We start from the raw sequence: 14,905 nt of genomic DNA on the forward strand, positions 1-14,905 counted from the left end.
TCTCTCCATGTTTGAACCAACAGTCAAGGGCCAAAGCCCCCCCAAACCCCCCGTGGTAGTGGAGGGGTGAAACGGTGTTTCTGTCAGGGTTGTGCCGGGCCTTGAAATCTTCCCCTCACCCCCCGCCCTCTCCCGGAGGGAGAGGGAGCCTGATCTCCATGGTTTTCAGAAAAGGAGATCGACCCGATATTTCTGTGCAGCCTGATCTCGGTTGTTTTTCAACGCCTGAGATCAACTCGGTATTTCATTTCGGCGTAACTCGCACAGCCACCTCGGTCAGTCCCCTCTCCCTTTGGGAGAGGGTTAGGGTGAGGGGCTTTTGCTTTATGAGCCTTTGTTGCCCTTCTCATGCGACGGGTCGTAGACCTTGGTCAGGTCGCCGCCAAGCCGGAAAGTCTTGAACGGCTGCATGCCGTGCTTCTTCTCGATCACATCAGGCGCACAGGTGTAGAGCGTGCAGAACGGTTCGAGCCAGGCGAATTTCATGTCCTCTTTCAGATCGGTCATGTCCTGCTCTTTGCCGTTCTTCTTCTCGAATTCATCCGGGTCTTTCACCCCCGCCAACACCCGATCACCGAGACGCTTCAGCGCGCCATTGTTTTCCTGACGCAAATCAACGCCGTTGACCTGGGCGAAACTGGCGATCATCGCCAGCGGCGGCAGGGCGTAGTTGTGATAGGCGAGGGCGCGTTGCTGACGCTTGAGTTCGTTCGGCAGGAAGCCGTCGGCATCGACTTGATTGACGCCGACCTTGTATTCCTTCACTGCCCAATCGAACAGGTCGCGGCGGTTGGTCGCGACCGATGTCGCCATCACCGACCATGCAGCCCAGTACGAGTGATTGTTGGTTTTTTCCAGCGGCAGGTTGTCCCAGTCGCTGACGACCTGATCGGCCATTTTGCTGAACCACGCCTCGATCAACTGCGCTTCCTGCTGATGCTGGGCCAGCGGATGCGAGTCGGAGAACTTCAGGCGAATGTACGAAGAGGCCATGCTGCCCAGTGCCCATTTGCGCATCGACTTGCCGGTGTGGTTGAAGTCTTTGGACATCAACGCATCGGCCTTGGCCCACGCGGTCAGCCAGTTCAGCGTGCAATCGAGCTGCTCCGGACGACCATCGCGCATGAACTGCATCACCCGTTTGGCGGTGCCGCGTTCCAGCGTGGTGATGTCTTTGGTGGTGTCGCGAAAGGCTTTTTCCGACTGCACGTTCAGCGTTGCGCGGGCTTTGTCCGAACCTTCGTATTTGCTGCGAAATTGCAGCGGCCCGGTGTACGGCGTCGGCATCGCGTCGCAGCCTTCGCTTTTGTCACCGGTCTTGAATTTATCCACAGGCGCGAAATAGCCCTGAGGTGGACGCAGTGGCGCGGCGGCCTGCGCGGTGCCGGCGAAGATCGCCAGCCCGAGCAGCGTCGGCGCTAAAAGAGTTTTCAGTTTCGAGTTTCGCATAGCAGACCTCATTGCCCGACCTGAGCGGTTTGTTGCCCAGCGCCCGGGAATACGTTGCGTTTGCAGATTTTCGCTTCGACTTTCTGTGGCGCGGTGCCCGCTTCCGGGCCCTGGACTTCGACCGCCAGCAGGTTTTGCGAGGCCCAGTCTTCGTCCGTGCGCAACTCAAAGGCGAAACGACCGTCGGTGTCGGAGGTTTCCGGTTTCTCGATCTTGATGTCCTCGTGGCGACCGTTCATGTACCAGAGGGTGGCTTGCAGGGTTTTCACCGAAGGGTCGGCGAAGCGGATGTCGACCTGATGGCTGCTGTTCTGCAGGTTCAGGTTCTTGCTGTTGACCAGCAGTTCTTGTTTGCTGCCCGGCTTGAGCGTGGTGCTCGCGGACATTTGCGCGTCTTTGCCTTCGCAGCCGTTGTCGAGAAGAGACATCATCTGGCGATAGATGGTTTCCTGGTCGAGGCGGTACAGCGGCGAGAATTCCCAGATAAGAATCTTCGGCGGCGTCTTCTGGAATTCGTCGCTGCCCAGGTACTGCAACATCGAACCTTCCAGACCACCGCCGGGGAAGGCGACGTTGAGAATGTCGGCGCCGATGGCTTCTTCGAGGAAGCCGGCGAAGTTGTAGTTCTTGCCGCTGTGCGAAGTGCCGACGAGGGTGATTTGCGGGTTGCCGGAATCACCGAACAGATCGCCGTCACCTGCTTCGCCTTTCGGCTCGGTGGTGAATTGATCCATGTACTGGATCGCGTAACTGGTGCCGCACAGTTGCCCGGCCATGTTGTGCAGGGTACCGGTCTTGCCCATGCGCCCGGAGCGCTTGGTCTCGAACTCACGCTTGGGCACGTCGGCGAAGGCCGGGATCTGCTTGACCTTTTCGGCGACGATTTTCGCCGTGCGCTGCGCACCGTATGGCGTCCAGTGCTGGTCGCCGCGGAAGTAGAAATCGTGGGCGGGCAGGGTGTCCGGCAGCGATTCGTTGGTCAGCGGCGACAGGTCCGGCACCACGTAACCCATCTTGGCGAAACGGCCAAGCATGGTCTTGTAGTTGCCCAGCGCTTTCTCGTAATCGAACGCGGCTTTTTCCTGCGGGTTGAGCTTGTTGCGGTTCACCAGGCCACGGGTCGGCTGGTAAACGATCACCAGTTCGACGCCTTTGGCCTTGAACGCATCGTGCAGCTGTTGCAGGCGTTTGTAGCCGGCCGGGGTGGTGTTGAACTCGGTGCGCAAATCTTCCTGAGTCCGGAACAGCCAGTCGCCTTGTGCCTGCACCAGGGTGGTGAAGTTCTGCTGATAACGCGTGGTGTAGTTCTTCGCGTCATGGGCGGCCGGGCACAGGTTGCAGCACGGTTCGGCGCTGAACTTTGGTGGCGTGGCAGCGGCGCCTTCGTCGGCGCGCGCACCGTTGCTGGCCGCGAGAATGCCCACGGTCAGGGCCGACAGGCTGAGTAATCTGATCAAGTGTGGGTGCATAAAATTATCCTCAGTCCTGCATTTCGGTCTGGCGTTCGACAGGGTCGATCAGCACGGCTTTCTGCTGGCGCACCAGCAGGTCGAGAATTTCATCCTGGCGCTCGCCGAGGATGCCGTTGAAGCTGATGCCGCTGGATTTGGTCGGCGCCAGCATCGACACGCGATACAGCTCGACGCTCAACGGCGAATCGATCGACAGCGGGCCGCTGCCGTTGGCCGCCAGTTCACCGCCAACGACGATCAGCGACACCTGCGCATCGAACGGGTCGAGCTTGATGTCACGGTCGGTGTCGGTGAGGTCTTTGATGTGGCCGTAGACGCCGGTCAAACCGTTGGCCATGGCGACGTTTTCGTAGAGGCGGATATTCACGCTGTTACGAATGCGGATGCCGTGGCGCTTGTTGCTGATGACCTTGTTGCCCCACAGCAGGTTGTCGGCGGACTCGTAGAGGGTGATGCCGTCGGTGTGGTTCTTGTAGATCTCGTTGTAGGCAATGATGTTGTTGACGCTGTTACGGTCGATCACCAGGCCCGAGAGATGGTTGTCGAAGCTTTTGTTGTTGAAGATGAAGCTGTCGTTGACCTCACGGGAAATAATGATCCCGTGCTTCTTCTTCGTGCCGTACACGGTGTTCTCGGCAATGATCAGGCCGTGGGAACGGTCGTGCGGGTCGATGCCGTAGACGATGTTGTCTTTGTAGGTGTTGCCCTTGACCACGAAGTCGCGGGTCTCGTAGCAGTAGAAGCCGTACCACATGTCGGAGAACTCGGAGCCGACGATCCAGCCGGTCGGTTCAGGGCGCTTGAGGACCTTGGCCATGTTCGGCGTGTACTGGGAAATACTCACGCCGTACGACTTACTGTTGGCGTAGCCGAAGCTGGCCATCTTGCTGTTGACGATGTAGGTCTCGGTGCCACCCCAAGCGAGCAGGAACGGACGGAATTCCTTCGGCGAACGGAAGGTCGCCGGGCCGTTTTCCTTTTCGCGCCAGCCGGTGACTTTGGTGTCACGCACAAACAGCTGGCCGTCGTTGACCATGAACGCACCGGCCTCTTGCGACAGGCGCAGTTCCTGGGTCTGGCCGTCGATTTCGAGGATGCCTTTACGGCCAACCACGATCGGCAGCTTCGACAGGTACACGCCCGGCGAGGTCTCGCTGAAGTACTGCTTGGGCAGTTTCTGCGCCAGATCCTTGAGGTTCATGTAACCGTCGTCGACGAAGATCGCCTGTGGGATACCGTGCTGACGCACCACCCATTCGGCCATCTTGTTGTCGCCGCCGATGAAGTCCTTCAGCGCGTCTTCCTGCATCATCCGGCGCACGCTGATCTTGCCCGGTTTGCTACGGACGATTTTCGCCGCAGCGGCCTCGGCGGTGAAGCCGGAAAGGTCGGGCAGTTTCGGTGCGGCCAGATTCAGCGCCTCGGTGGGTGCGCTGCTGACGGTGTAGGTCTTGGCTTGTTGCAGCTCCTTGGCCGTGGTCGCAGGCTTGGCCGGCTCCACGTTGGCGAAGGCGCCAGCGCTGGCCAGCAGCATCGCGCCGGCCAGCAGGCTGAGTGAGCCTATCCTGGTGCTGATCATGTCGGGCACTCCCTTGGCGGTTTGCATCAGAAGCGCCAGATCACGTCGATGAACGCGCGGTGCATGTACGAATCAACCTGCTTGCCGTAGGCATCGCCCGGTTTGAACACACCGCCACGGAAGCGCACCAGGGCCGAAGGCTCGTCGATCGACTGGCTCAGCGCCGCCGGCAACAGGCCTTGCTTGAAGTACTTGGTGACGACCAGGTCCATCTCCTGACCGAGGTCCTTGTTGCCGTCTTCAAGCGGCAGCGAGGTGCTGGAGAGGATCGCGCCGGTGGCGTCGTCGGTGTTGTTTTCCACGGCGTTGATGCCGTTGCTGCCCACCGGCTTGTTGCCGTCGACACGCCAGAACTTGTGGTAGATCAGGCTGGCGTCGTACTCGTCGTTGACCATCCACGAACCGAACAGGGTCGCGGTCTGCATGTTGTTCATTTCGCCACGGAACGCTTCGCCGAAACGGTGCACACGCGAGCGGGTACCGGTGTAGTTGGAGCGGTTGCTCTCCAGACCGGTCTGCTCGTAATCGGCGCTGGCACGGGCATAGGCACCGCCGACTTGCCATTGCGGATCGAGGCGCAGGCGCACACCGATGTCAGTGGCCCAGCCGTTGACGTCGTCGCTACGCTTGGCTTGCGCCGGGCGCGAACCATCAGCGTTCAAGGCGTTGACCGTGTCGCGGTCGCCGCTCATGCCGGTGATGCTGCCCCAGTAGTTGACGGTGTTGGTGTTGCGCCAGTTGTAGGCGTCGCTGTCGGCGGTCAGGCCGATCCAGCTGATGTCGCCGTTCTCGGTTTTATCCAGCGAGTCGCGTGGCACGCCCGGTTCGGCGTAATCGAGTTTGCCGTCATCATGGGTGTGATGACCGCGAATGCCGACCCAGTTGCCCGGCGTCCACTGATAAGCCGCATCGGCGTAGGCGTGCAGGCGATCCTTGTCTTTCGGCGCCAGCTCTTTCAGGTCGGTGCGGTATTCGCTGAAGCGTTCGGCAACACCGGCGTTGGCGCGCAACAGGGTGGTGTCGAAGGTCCAGTTCAGCGCTTCGATGTTGGTGTCGCGCCATTGGCCGTCGTCATTACGCAGACGCTGGCGACCGAACTTGAGCATCTCGCCCGGGTAAGGCGTGAGGCCGCTGTAGCCGACCCAGAACTCGCGCATCGCCAGGTAGTTTTTCTTGGTTTTGCGATCACCGTTGTCGGTGGCTTGTTCACCGTCGGATTGTTGCAGGGTGTCGGTCTCGATGATGTCGGTCGAGGTCACGGCCTGGCCCATGGCGTAGGCACTCCACGCGCCGCTTTCGCCGTAGACCCAAGGACGCAGGTCGAGGCCGACGCCGTTGACGTCGCCGCCGCTGGCGGTGCCGAGGTCGCGGTCATCTTCGGACTGGCCGGTGACTTTCACTTCCAGGCCGAAGTTTTTGCTTTCAGTCATCGCGGCCAGTGTCGGGCAAGACCAGATCAGCGCGAAAGTGAGGCCAATACCGGCCTTCACGAATGGATTCAGCTTCATAGTTTTTCCTCGCCGTCTTCTTCTTGCAGGGCGTGCAGTTGCAGCGTGTTCGGGTTCAGAGCGCCACGGCTGGCTTGCTCTTGTTGCAGCAGACGTTGCGCTTCGGCCAGACGCTCGGGCGGCAGTTGCGCGGCGAGGGTGGTCGCCAGCTCATCGGCTTGCGGAGTGTTTTGTGCCTTGGCCAATTGGCTGAACACGTAGGCGTTGAGCGGGTCGGGCTTGGTGCCCTTGCCTTGGGAGAACAGTTGGGCGATGGCGAAGTCGGCGCTGTTCTGGCCGTTGCGCGCAGCGGTCAGCAGATGGTCGAGAGCCTTCTGCGGATAGACCTTGCCGAGGTAGCCACGGCGATAGATCTGGCCGAGGTAGTAGTCGGCGGCGACTTCGCGGCCAACGGCTTTCTGGAAATGTTCTTCGGCGACTTTGGCGTCGGCCGGGACCATTTTGCCTTCGTAGTAGAGCTTGCCCAGCAACAACTCGGCGCGCGGTTGGTCGGCGGCGCGGCCGTTGTCGAGGTACTTCATCATCTGATCGACGTCACCCAGTTCCGGGTAGTCGTAGAGCAGTTGCGCGAGGGTCACCCACGACGCCGGGTAGCCCGGAGCGATCGGCTCGAGCAGCGACTGCGCGGTTTTTTCGTCGGGCTTGCCGAGGGTTGAATCAGCCAGTACACGGGCCACGGAATCGACGCGCTGCGCGGTGACGGTGCCACGGCTGTAACCGGCCTGCATCTGCTTGATCAGCTCGGCTTGTTGCTCAGGCTGCGCGCGTTTCTGGTACACGGTGGCCAGTTCGACGTAGCAGATGTCGGTGGTGTTGAGCGCGGCTTTGCAGATCTTTTCCACGTCATCCAGGTGCTGGTCGTAAGTGCCCTGAGTGCGATACAGCAGCACCTGCGCCAGACCCGCTTCCGGGTAGCCGGATTTGCGCCACTGATCGATCTGCTGCTGCGCGTTGATATTCGGGAAGCTGTGCGGGTATTGCAGGTAGAGCATCGCCAGCGGGATCAACGTATTGCCTTCGCCATTGGCGGCGGCTTTTTTCAGCAGGGTTTCGGCTTCGTGGTGTTCGGCTTCGGTAGAACCCGGTTTGGCCACCAGCAGGCGGCCCAGACGCGCCTGAGCACGCGGCGAAACACTGGCGGCGGCGCGGTAAGTCGCCTCGGCCTGTTTCATTTGCGCAGGGTCGCGGCTGTCGACCTGGATATCGGCGAGGCCGACTTGCGCTTCGCTGTAACCCAGATCGGCCAGTTGCTGATAATTCTGCGCAGCGGTGGCGGTGTCGCCACGCTTGAGCGCTTCGTTGGCCAGACGTTGATCGGGCAGGCCGGCGCAACCGGCCAGACTGACTGCCAAAGCCAAGGCACACACCGTTCCCATGTAGGAGTGAGCCTGCTCGCGATTCAGCCGACGCGGTACATCAGACACACCGCGCTGATCCAATCGCTGGCAGGCCAGCTCCCACAGGGATCGCGGTGTTTTCAGGATGGGTGGAGTAGTCACAGGCATGTCCTCGACTTAAAGACCGGCAGCCATGGCTTTGTCGATCAGCCAGTTCAGGTTCGGGCCACGGTCGCTGTTCACTTCCACCGGGCGGCCGGCGAGGCTGCTGTCGAGCGGCTCGTCAGGCTGGATCTGTACGCGGATATCGGAGGACAGGTCGGCGCTTTTCAGGCTGGTGCTGCTGACGATCTTGCCGGTGCGGGTCTTGTCTTCGCCGGCGATCTGGAAGCTCACCGGAGTACCCGGACGCACGTCGCCGAACTGGCGATAGGAGAAGCGCGCATCGACGGTGGCCTGGGTGTTGCGCGGCACCAGTTGGAAGATCACATCACCTTTGCTTGCGTACTGACCGTCCGCCACCAGTTGCTGGGCCACGGTGCAATCGCACGGCGAGGTCAGCGTGCCGGTCATTTGCTTGCCGAACAGTTCTTCAACCTTGGCCGGCGACAGCTGATCCTCTTCCAGATGGCCCTTGAGCACATCGAGCATGCTGGTGCTGAAGGTCGCCAGTGGCGCACCTTTGGCCGCGACGCCGTCGGACTTGACCAGACTCTGCACGGTGCCGTCGCGCGGCATGGTGATGTTCATGCCCGGCACGCTGACCAGACCGGCCTGCGCGTGGCTGACGAAGTACATGCCGTATACCGATTTGAAAATGAACCCCGCCGCGACCAGACCGACCGCGAAGATACCGGCGCTGAAGGTCACTGCTTTCAGGCGCCCGAACGGGGTCATGCCGGAGCCGCCGTCCTTGACCTTGCGTGCCTTGGTGAAGTTGTCGCGCTGCAGGGTCGCCAGCACTTCGCCGATGCTGACGATGTCGCCGGCCAGGTGCGAGGTGATCAAGTGGCGCAGGGTGGAAATATCCTGCGGCTCCAGATTCTGGAACTGGCAACCGGCGCGGCCGGTCTGGCGGTCGAAGGAACGTACTTGCAGTTCAACGTCCATGGCGATGCCGAGGTTGTCGATGACGAATTGCAGACGCGCCTTGTACACCTGGCCAATGGTCAGCTGAAGTTGCCCGGCGTTAAACGCCAGACCACCGGCAGACAGGTCGATGACCCGCGCTTCAACCGGCGTCCGGTCTGGACCGAAGAAGCGCAGCTTGGCCGGGATTTTCACGCGGGCGTGTTGGCGCTGGGCTTCGGATTCATGCACTACGTTGGCGTTGACGGCGGTATTCATAGGGGCGATTTCCTTGTTAATTCAATAGGGGCGGGTCAGACCATCATCAGCAGCACGGCGACGAAAATGCTGCCGGCGGAGAAGGTCATGGTCCGAGACGACCAGGTGTTGAACCAACGTTGAAAGCTGGCGAGATCACGGGTCAGGGATGTGGGTTGGCGAGTCCAGGATTGTTGGTCGAGGCGGAAGAACACGTAGATCTTCACCAGTGCACCGACGATCTGGTTGTAATACAGAATCGCTGGGTAAGCCGGGCCGATGCGGTGACCGGAACACGACAACAGCAACGTCAGGATCAGGCGGGTGATGCCGATCCACAGCAGGTAAACGAGGATGAACGCGGTGCCGTATTTGAAGCTGGCGATGAGCGCCACGGTCAGACCGAGCAAGGACGTCCACATCGATACACGCTGATCGAACAGCACCACCGAGGTGAAGGCGCCGAGGCGTTTCACACCCAGGCCCAGTGCTCGCGAGTTCTGGCGCAGGTTGTTGCCGTACCAGCGGAACATCAGTTTGCGGCTGGCCTTGATAAAGCTTTTTTCCGGCGGGTGTTCAACGGTGTTGATCGCCGCGTCAGGCACGTAAAAGGTGTCGTAACCGAGGCGCATCAGGCTGAACCAGCTCGACTTGTCGTCGCCGGTCAAAAACTTGAAACGGCCCAGACGCCAGTGTTGCAGCGAGTCGCTTTCAACGTCGGCGATGAATTCCGGGTTGGTCACCACAGTGGCGCGGAACACCGACATACGACCGGTCATGGTCAGCACGCGTTTGGACAGGGCCATCGAGCACATGTTGATGTGGCGCTGGGCGAAACGCAGCTTGTGCCATTCGCTCATGATGTAGCCGCCGCGCACTTCGCAGAATTCGTTGGTGGTCAGGCCGCCGACGTTGCCGAACAGCTGGAACCACGGCACGGTCTTGCGCACGGTGCCTTCGCCGAGCACGGTGTCACCGTCGATCACGGCCACCACGGCGCGGTCGTCCGGCAGGTGACGGGAGATCGCGCGGAAACCGTAGGCCAGGCCATCACGTTTACCGGTGCCGGGAATGCGCACGAAGTCGAGCTTGACACGCTCTGGCGGATTCATTCGCGCCCACAGCGCCTTGACCAGCAACTCATCGGACATTTCGACGATCGAGCAGACCACGGTGGTCGGCAGTTCGCAGTCGATGGCTTCACGGATCACCGAGCTGTAGACCTGCGCAGTCGTCAGTGCATCGATACGGAAACTGGTGACCATCAGAAACACATGCGACGGGTCCGCCGCCTTACCCAGCTTGCGCACTTTGCGGCGCAAGTGCGGGTAAACGATGTAGAGGAAAATCATGCCCCGCACAAAGTGCGTTGCACCCATCGAGTAGCGCCAGATACCCACGGCGCCAATCAGGAAAATGAAGTCCTTCGACTCGGAGTCGAATGTGGACGTGGGCAGCATCAAGGCCAGGCCCATCAGCAGACTGAGATAAAAAAGCCAGCCGGCTGATTGCAGAAAAAAATGTTTGAGCTTGCTCATCAGCGTCTTCCGAAGGTAAGGGAGGCTTCAAGCTGCAAGCTTCGAGCTGCAAGTACTGCAGCTCGAAGCCTGTCGCTTAGGTCTGCATTACCAGCAGATACCCTCGGTGCGCGTACCGGCGTCGGTGGCTTTGGCCATGAAGCCGACCAGGTCGATGACCTGCTTGCCGTGCGGCGCTTGCTGGGCCAACGGGCGGAACTTCTCGTCGCGGTTGCCGAGGATGATCACGTCGGAGTTGTCGATCACCGAATCGAAGTCCGCGTTGAGCAGGGACGATACGTGCGGGATTTTCGACTCGATGTAGTCTTTGTTCGCGCCGTGAACACGGGCGTACTCGACGTTGCTGTCGTAGATGCTCAGGTCGTAACCCTTGCCGATCAGCATCTCGGCCAGTTCTACCAGCGGGCTTTCACGCAGGTCGTCGGTGCCGGCCTTGAAGCTCAGGCCGAGCAGGGCGACTTTGCGTTTGTCGTGGCTTTCCACGATGTCGAAGGCGTTCTGCACTTGCGATTCGTTGCTGCGCATCAGCGAGTTGAGCAGCGGCGCTTCGACGTCCAGGGAGCCGGCGCGGTAGGTCAGCGCACGCACGTCTTTCGGCAGGCACGAACCGCCGAAGGCGAAGCCCGGGCGCATGTAGTACTGGGACAGGTTGAGGGTCTTGTCCTGGCAGACCACTTCCATCACTTCACGGCCATCGACGCCGACCGCTTTGGCGATGTTGCCGATCTCGTTGGCGAAGGTCACTTTGGTCGCGTGCCAGACGTTGCAGGTGTACTTGATCATCTCGGCAACGGCGATGTCCTTGCGGATGATCGGTGCGTCGAGTTCTTCGTACAGCGATTGCAGAACGTCGCCCGAGGCCTTGTCGAACTCGCCGATAACGGTCATCGGTGGCAGGTCGTAGTCGGCGATCGCGGTGGATTCACGCAGGAACTCAGGGTTGACCGCAACGCCGAAGTCGACACCGGCCTTCTTGCCCGAGCAGTCTTCGAGAATCGGGATCACCACGTTGGCAACAGTGCCCGGCAGTACGGTGCTGCGTACGACGATGGTGTGGCGAGTGGTTTTTTCACGCAGGACAAAACCGATCTCGCGGCATACCGCTTCGATGTAGTTCAGTTCGAGGTCGCCGTTCTTCTTGCTCGGCGTGCCGACGCAAATCATCGACAGGTCGGTGTCGCGAATCGCCTCGGCGAAGTTGGTCGTGCCACGCAGGCGACCGGTCTGAATACCCTGTTGCAGAAGTTCGCCCAGGCCTGGTTCTACAATCGGCGATTTGCCGGCGTTGATCATGTCGATCTTGTCTTTGGCAACATCGACGCCAACTACGTCATGGCCCCGTGCAGACAGGCAACCGGCACATACTGCGCCAACGTAACCCAAACCAAATATGCTGATGCGCATCGCAATTACCTCTGTATATATCAGGCCTTAGAAGGCCGGAGTTAATGGTGTTCAGCGTTCATTAGTGCACTCGAAAGTGCGGCATACAGGCGCCACAATGCCGTGTGCAGGCATACTAAGTTTCGAGTGTCTAAATAAGTGCACTCAAGATGTGCGCAACCAGGCTTTGTTGTTATGACTTGCCCTGTTATGCAGCCGATCTTCTTTGGAGAAGACTCTTGTGCAATCGTCCTGCGCGCTCGATGTCAGGATGAAAGTCCCGTGAATCAAGCGGTTGGGTGCTCAGGCGAGCACGTTTATAAGGGCGCGGTCATGGCCTTTGTAGGGGATATTAATGGTGCGTATCTCCTGTCCATCGTCTGTTTTGAGACTAGTTAGTCATCTAGGCAAGTTGCTGTGACAACTTGGTTACATGGCTATCTGCTCCGCGTAAGTTATCTCGTACAAACTCGGCGAGAATCGTTACCGGTGGTATGAGCTATGCATTCGGACGAAGTTCCTGTCCGCTCATCGCGAAATCTGAAATTTCTTGAAATATTGTCAGAGATGGCACTAGTCTCAATTTGATAGCACTTTCGTTTTCGACCTTTAATAACAGGCGAAAAATCACGTTAGATAGTTTTGTGCCACTACGGTGAAAAAATTTAGGTGCCACTACTGAAAAAAATGATCAGTGTCGAGTGAAACTAATCTTAGAAAAGACAGGGAGGTTTTTTTGGCGCCAGTAAAATGGCGAAATATGGCGGGGGATTTTTGACAGCGTGCAGGCTGCACGACTCTTTATAGAAAGAGTCGTGCAATAGGCATGCTTTATTCGGGGGCGTGGTCGCGCAAAAATACCAGATTGTCGGGTTTCGACTGCTCGGCGCTGTAGCGATACCCCTGCACATCGAATTGTTTGAGCAGGGCCGGATCGTTGATTTTTTCCTGGATCACGAAACGGCTCATCAGGCCCCTGGCCTTCTTGGCGTAGAAGCTGATGATCTTGTACTGGCCGTTCTTCTGATCCTTGAACTCGGTATTGATGATCCGCGCGTTCAGGGCCGTGCGTTTGACCGCCGAGAAGTATTCGTTGGACGCGAGGTTGAGCAACACGTCGTCGCCTTGATCGACCAACGCTTCGTTCAGCCATTCGCTGATGCGCGTGCCCCAGAAGGCATAAAGGTCTTTGCCGCGAGCGTTGGCCAATTTGGTGCCCATTTCCAGGCGATACGGTTGCATCAGGTCGAGCGGGCGCAGCAAGCCATACAGGCCGGAGAGCATGCGCAGGTGTTTTTGCGCGTAGTCGAAATCGGTTTCGCTGAAGGACTGTGCGTCGAGACCGGTGTAGACGTCACCCTTGAACGCGAGCAGCGCCTGCTTGGCGTTGTCCGGGGTGAAGGCGGGTGTCCAGCTGCCGAAACGTGCGGCGTTGAGCCCGCCGATCTTGTCGGACACGTGCATCAGTTCGCTGATCTGCGCCGGCGTCAGGTCGCGCAGTTGCTGGATCAGCGCCTGGGAATGGTCGAGGTATTGCGGCTGGGTGAAGCGCTGGGTCGCCGGCGGTGTTTCGTAATCGAGGGTCTTGGCGGGGGAAATCACCATCAGCATGAAGTCGTCTCCTTTAATCGTGGGGGCGATTCTAGGGGGTTGTCGGTGTTGACTCCAGCTATGGGGGTTATAGGCAGGTGTAAGTACCGGCATTTGCGACGGCTGGTGGATTTTTTCCCTCACCCCAGCCCTCTCCCGGAGGGAGAGGGAGCCGATCTTCGTTGGTTTCAAAATTTGAGTTCGACTCGGTAGTTCCGATTGGCGGATATCGAAAGCGATACTCGGTCAGCTCCCTCTCCCTCCGGGAGAGGGCTGGGGTGAGGGCGGCGTCCTTCAGCCTTGCACATCAGCTATAGTGCCGCGCGGGTTTTGTTATGGAGACATCCCTTTTGCGCATTGTTCTTTTATTCACCGCGTGGCTGTTGAGCTTTGGTGCTGTCGCGGCGCCGGGTGATGTGGCGACGCTGGATCGCAGCACCTGGCCGGAGCAGCTCAGCAATCCGACGCTGTTTGATGTGGCTTCACGGGCAGAAATCCTCATGTTCGCCCGTGGTCTGCTCGGCACCGAATCGATGGACGATGCCGCTTTGGCTCAGCGTCTGGGCCTGCGCACGATCAACATCGACGCGATCAACAGCCTGCGCCAGCGCCTCTGGCAGCGCCTGTTGGCCAACTACAACTACGCCCAGCAAAGCTGCGATCAGGACGCCTCGTTCTGTTTCCTCGTCGAAGACCTGCCGACCTTGCGTGAGCAAGCGGCCAAGTTCGTGGTCAGCGACGACAGCTATTACACCAAGTGGGCCGAGCCGAGCCGGATCTTCCATTTGCAGTATCTGGACGAACTGATGCGCAAGGCGGCGCTGTCACCGCAGACCAGCAGCGAAATCGATCGTTTCGGCGACTACGAGCGTAACGGCGACGAGATGCATGACCGGCTGTTTTTGCTGACCTTCGACAGCGCCGCCAACCTGCAACCGGACAACACTGACTGGCTCACCGAATACCTGCGCAAGTCCAACCTGAGCGGTACCTTCTTCGTGTTGGGCAAGGATATTCAGGCGCGGTTGGCTGATCGTTCGGTGAGCAGCCTGCAAGCCGGTTTCTCGAGACAGTGCGTCGGCGTGCAGGGTTGGGAGTTCCGTTCCCACAGCCACTGGCAGGACTGGCAGGATTCGGTGCGACGCAGTGCTGATCTGGTGAAAAACAAATTGCCGGAAAACTACGTGCCGCTGTTCCGTCCGCCGGAAGGGCAGCGTCGCAGCGATGCGCAGGTTTTTTTCAATACCCAGGGCCTGCAAGTGGCGTTGTGGGATATCGACGCCCAGGACAGCGCCGGCAAACTCAAGGGCTCAGCGAGCGCGCAGCGGGTACTGACCCTGATGCTGTTGTGGCGGCACGGGGTGATCAATTTCAACATGAAACAGGACACGGTGAAGACCTCGTTGCCGTGGCTGATCACGCAAACCGCGCAGAGCGGCATCGGTTGGGAAGATTGTCAGGACGCGTTTCGCTGAGAAACGGCAAAAGCCCGGAAACATTGGGCTTGGGGTGATTTTTTACGGGGTTTCGGTGCAGGCGGACTTCCGACTTTAGCGGGCTATGGACAGTCCGCCAAGGGCTTTTCGTCACTCTGCAAAATAAACTTAAAAAAACCGTCAAAGTACTTTTTTATGTCATCGGTTTTGGAGTATTACGAAGACAGACCGCCGAAACCTGCAACACAGGTGGCGTCTTCCAAGACCCGTTTGTTTGCAGTCACTTG

The 14,905-nt window shown here is 59.3% G+C and carries 10 protein-coding genes; 1 reads left to right on the forward strand and 9 read right to left on the reverse strand.

Translation table 11 applies throughout. From position 1 onward, the window contains the following. Positions 1 to 324: 324 nt before the first annotated feature. The 9 genes from CCX46_RS04925 to yaaA form a co-directional block, all read right to left on the reverse strand. Positions 325 to 1,449 carry a mannuronate-specific alginate lyase gene (locus CCX46_RS04925; protein WP_064393309.1) on the reverse strand — a complete coding sequence of 375 codons (1,125 nt, stop codon included), beginning with the start codon at positions 1,447 to 1,449 and terminating at the stop codon, positions 325 to 327. Positions 1,450 to 1,457: 8 nt separating this feature from the next. After that, positions 1,458 to 2,918, reverse strand: coding sequence for an alginate O-acetyltransferase (locus CCX46_RS04930; protein WP_077571213.1), 1,461 nt, complete (start codon positions 2,916 to 2,918; stop codon positions 1,458 to 1,460). Positions 2,919 to 2,928: 10 nt separating this feature from the next. Further along, the gene (gene algG / locus CCX46_RS04935) at positions 2,929 to 4,500 is read right to left on the reverse strand and encodes a mannuronan 5-epimerase AlgG (protein WP_127925909.1); all 1,572 of its coding nucleotides are present in this window, start codon (positions 4,498 to 4,500) and stop codon (positions 2,929 to 2,931) included. Positions 4,501 to 4,526: 26 nt separating this feature from the next. Beyond that, positions 4,527 to 6,008 (reverse strand): alginate export family protein, encoded by a 1,482-nt coding sequence (locus CCX46_RS04940; protein WP_127925910.1) that lies wholly within the window; start codon positions 6,006 to 6,008, stop codon positions 4,527 to 4,529. Next, positions 6,005 to 7,507 carry an alginate biosynthesis TPR repeat lipoprotein AlgK gene (gene algK, locus CCX46_RS04945; RefSeq protein ID WP_177413848.1) on the reverse strand — a complete coding sequence of 501 codons (1,503 nt, stop codon included), beginning with the start codon at positions 7,505 to 7,507 and terminating at the stop codon, positions 6,005 to 6,007. Before algK ends, CCX46_RS04940 begins: the two co-directional genes overlap by 4 nt. A 15-nt stretch (positions 7,508 to 7,522) precedes the next feature. Beyond that, entirely contained in the window at positions 7,523 to 8,692 is a 1,170-nt protein-coding gene (locus CCX46_RS04950) for an alginate biosynthesis protein Alg44 (protein WP_105705589.1), read from the reverse strand. A 35-nt stretch (positions 8,693 to 8,727) separates the two neighbouring features. Beyond that, the gene (alg8, locus tag CCX46_RS04955; RefSeq protein ID WP_127925911.1) at positions 8,728 to 10,209 is read right to left on the reverse strand and encodes a mannuronan synthase; all 1,482 of its coding nucleotides are present in this window, start codon (positions 10,207 to 10,209) and stop codon (positions 8,728 to 8,730) included. A gap of 87 nt (positions 10,210 to 10,296) precedes the next feature. Then, a complete protein-coding gene (locus tag CCX46_RS04960; RefSeq protein ID WP_007914305.1) occupies positions 10,297 to 11,613 on the reverse strand; it encodes a nucleotide sugar dehydrogenase in 1,317 nt (438 codons plus the stop codon). An 810-nt stretch (positions 11,614 to 12,423) separates the two neighbouring features. Further along, entirely contained in the window at positions 12,424 to 13,203 is a 780-nt protein-coding gene (yaaA, locus tag CCX46_RS04965) for a peroxide stress protein YaaA (RefSeq protein ID WP_127925912.1), read from the reverse strand. A 329-nt stretch (positions 13,204 to 13,532) separates the two neighbouring features. Between yaaA and CCX46_RS04970 the strand changes: the two genes are divergently transcribed. Next, positions 13,533 to 14,657, forward strand: coding sequence for a polysaccharide deacetylase family protein (locus tag CCX46_RS04970; RefSeq protein ID WP_127925913.1), 1,125 nt, complete (start codon positions 13,533 to 13,535; stop codon positions 14,655 to 14,657). The last annotated feature ends 248 nt before the right edge of the window (positions 14,658 to 14,905 follow it).

Origin of the sequence: Pseudomonas sp. RU47 (assembly GCF_004011755.1) — a bacterium.
Taxonomy (GTDB): Bacteria; Pseudomonadota; Gammaproteobacteria; order Pseudomonadales; family Pseudomonadaceae; genus Aquipseudomonas.

Bases quoted from the DNA above. Each gene is read 5' to 3' on its own strand.
- CCX46_RS04930 (WP_077571213.1), bottom strand. From the start codon at position 2,918: ATGCACCCACACTTGATCAGATTACTCAGCCTGTCGGCCCTGACCGTG.
- alg8 (WP_127925911.1), bottom strand. From the start codon at position 10,209: ATGAGCAAGCTCAAACATTTTTTTCTGCAATCAGCCGGCTGGCTTTTT.
- CCX46_RS04925 (WP_064393309.1), bottom strand. From the start codon at position 1,449: ATGCGAAACTCGAAACTGAAAACTCTTTTAGCGCCGACGCTGCTCGGG.
- algG (WP_127925909.1), bottom strand. From the start codon at position 4,500: ATGATCAGCACCAGGATAGGCTCACTCAGCCTGCTGGCCGGCGCGATG.
- CCX46_RS04940 (WP_127925910.1), bottom strand. From the start codon at position 6,008: ATGAAGCTGAATCCATTCGTGAAGGCCGGTATTGGCCTCACTTTCGCG.
- yaaA (WP_127925912.1), bottom strand. From the start codon at position 13,203: ATGCTGATGGTGATTTCCCCCGCCAAGACCCTCGATTACGAAACACCG.
- CCX46_RS04960 (WP_007914305.1), bottom strand. From the start codon at position 11,613: ATGCGCATCAGCATATTTGGTTTGGGTTACGTTGGCGCAGTATGTGCC.
- CCX46_RS04950 (WP_105705589.1), bottom strand. From the start codon at position 8,692: ATGAATACCGCCGTCAACGCCAACGTAGTGCATGAATCCGAAGCCCAG.